Origin of the sequence: Massilia genomosp. 1, from assembly GCF_011682185.1 — a bacterium.
Taxonomy (GTDB): Bacteria; Pseudomonadota; Gammaproteobacteria; order Burkholderiales; family Burkholderiaceae_D; genus Telluria_A; species Telluria_A rubra.
In genome coordinates this window covers 1-2259 of the sequence record NZ_WHJF01000230.1, presented here as the reverse complement: position 1 = coordinate 2259, position 2259 = coordinate 1, and the positions used below count along the sequence as shown (strand labels likewise).

Sequence of the window (2259 nt, the reverse complement as noted above, 5' to 3'; positions counted from 1 at the left end):
AGTATCGATTTAACCGGCGCTTCGATTTGTCGACCATCTTGACGCGCCTCTTGTACGCTGCTGTCGCCACGGGCAACCGAACCGAAGCGTGGTGTCGGTTAGCTGAAGATCAGCGCTAATCACCTTCAATTTTGACGACACCAGCGACGGCATCTGCGTGCGGGTTTACCGGGGCACACTGTTGCTAGGCTGGTATACGGTCGACCCTTACCGGGATTGCCCTGGCAATAACCCGCGCCTCGACGATGTGATGAACCGTCAGGCGCAACTATGTTCCGCAGGGTCCGAACATGCATGCCTGGCGCTGGCGAAGTTCAAGGCGGGCAAGCATACGGCCGATGAGCTGACCATGAACTGGGCTGAAATGGCCTGCTTCAAGGGAGAGCGCCAGCAATGCGAGCTACTGTGCGCACGTGGAAAAAAATACCTCAACTGTGCAAACCAGGAATGGCGCATCATCGGCCGGGACTGGACCGTTGCGGGTTGGACCGCAGGTTCCGGCCCTGACGGACGTTACCTCGCACAGGTGATGATCAGCTGTACGGCGCCAGTGCCGGCACCGGAGCAGCCGGCGTCAAAACCGGTGCAACATTCGATTCAATACGATGGGGAGCAATTCCGCAGCCCGGTCACCAAGCGCATGCACAATACGCTGGCTGAAGCCTTGCGTGAAGTCTGCGCGGCTGCGCCGGCGCGGAAAGCGCCGGACTATTTGCTACTGCGTCCGTATGAAGACAAGCGTCCGCTCGAAGCGCGCGGCACGCCCACGGCGACCTCGGTGCATAAGTGCCAGGCCGCTGACGGGAAAATCACCCTGAGTGATACGGCTTGCCCGAAAGGACGCGAGTAATATTGAAACGAGCCGGCTTTTTTAGTACGCCTTAAGACGCATGTTTTTCCTCGCTCTGCGCGCCATTGACCGGTCCCAATGCGGATGGCGGTCCACCAGCGGCATCGCTGATCGCGCTACGGTCGGCGCGAGCGCCGGAGTCATGTACGGGGCCACTTGATGAGGCGCTCGATTCTGGCGCAGGGACTATGAAGTTAATATAGCTGTTGATTCTATCTAGTGTTCTCGTGACAATTGCGTTCGATTGATCGCCGGCCAGTTGCGGCGGGGTGTCGGTTAACTTCTTCATGAGGTCGTTGATTTCGGCATTCGATTCGCGCGCTTCGATTACGGTGAATAGGCGGCTCGCGTGCGTGAAGTTGGCGATCGTCGGTCCTTTTTCCACACTGGCCTGGACCGATAGATCCGGGCGGCCGATTTTCTCGAAATTGTAGTTACCCAGGACTTTTTTGACGGACGTCGAGACCTCATTTGTCTTCAGGTAGTCGGCCACGATCAATTTCAGCGTATCGGGGTCCGTCTTCGTCCATCGCTCTTCCGGGAATCCACAGGCAGCAAACGACGTATAACCCTTCAGGTTCATCCCGAGCGCATCCTTTTCCATCCCGCTCCCTTTTGCTTCAACACTGGTTTGGGCAAAAAGATCTGCAAGTAAGGCCAGTTCGAAGCCTTGGGTTTCCGCAGGTGTGAAATTTGTTCCAGTCAGGCATGTGTCGGCTAAATGGTGCGTGACACGCAAAAGCTGACGAATCTGTTGTCGTTTGCCGGCATTGTAGACCAGAAGTTGCAGCACATCCGGCGCTCCGTCATCGTTTCGGGCACAAGCCATTAGTTTGTCTACGGGAATGCCGATGGTTGTCTGATATGCGCCGGCACCGCTTCCTCCTTTGTTCCACTGGGTCGTTACCTGGTCGGCGGCGGCCTGTCCGTGGAACGTGACATTGGCCAAGTGGCTCCTTTTTTGTTCCTCGTCCAATGCAGCCAGCCCGACCGTGAAAATTCTGTCGGCGATTGATCCGCTGGGATTTTTCACCTTGCGGATTGAAGCGCGCAAGAATCTAAGACCGTCATTGGTGAGCCGGTGAGGGGCGGAAACTAACTCAGCAGGGTTTTTTTCCCCGTAATCTGGCCAGTTGAGCTTATCTTCTTCCGGCACCGCATAGACACCTCGGTTATCCGTCAGTTGAGCGGCCTCGCCTCCGGCCGTATAGGCGTCATAACTCTTGGACCGTATCAGCGCGGTTCTTTTGAAGGTTTGAGCGAACTGGGTGACGGGAGCAGTATCGGAAATTTGCAAGCTAGTTGTCGCCTAAATACGATTTTTACGCTGCTTTTTTGAGTGCTTGATTTTTCTCCTTTTTGGTGACGGCTTCCGTGACACTTTTTTCGGGATTGAGGTGTACCGTCGT

2 protein-coding genes and 1 pseudogene are annotated in these 2259 nt (G+C 55.8%); 2 read left to right on the top strand and 1 reads right to left on the bottom strand.

Translation table 11 applies throughout. The features are described from left to right. A pseudogene (locus tag F1735_RS33060) lies at positions 1 to 119 on the top strand (IS1595 family transposase); the annotation flags it as partial. Between the two features lie 131 nt (positions 120 to 250). Continuing rightward, on the top strand, positions 251 to 850 hold the full coding sequence (locus F1735_RS33055; protein WP_167241174.1) for a hypothetical protein: 600 nt from the start codon (positions 251 to 253) through the stop codon (positions 848 to 850). A 31-nt stretch (positions 851 to 881) separates the two neighbouring features. Here F1735_RS33055 and F1735_RS33050 read toward each other — a convergent pair whose 3' ends face one another. Continuing rightward, positions 882 to 2147, bottom strand: coding sequence for a hypothetical protein (locus F1735_RS33050; protein ID WP_167241172.1), 1266 nt, complete (start codon positions 2145 to 2147; stop codon positions 882 to 884). Between the last annotated feature and the right edge of the window lie 112 nt (positions 2148 to 2259).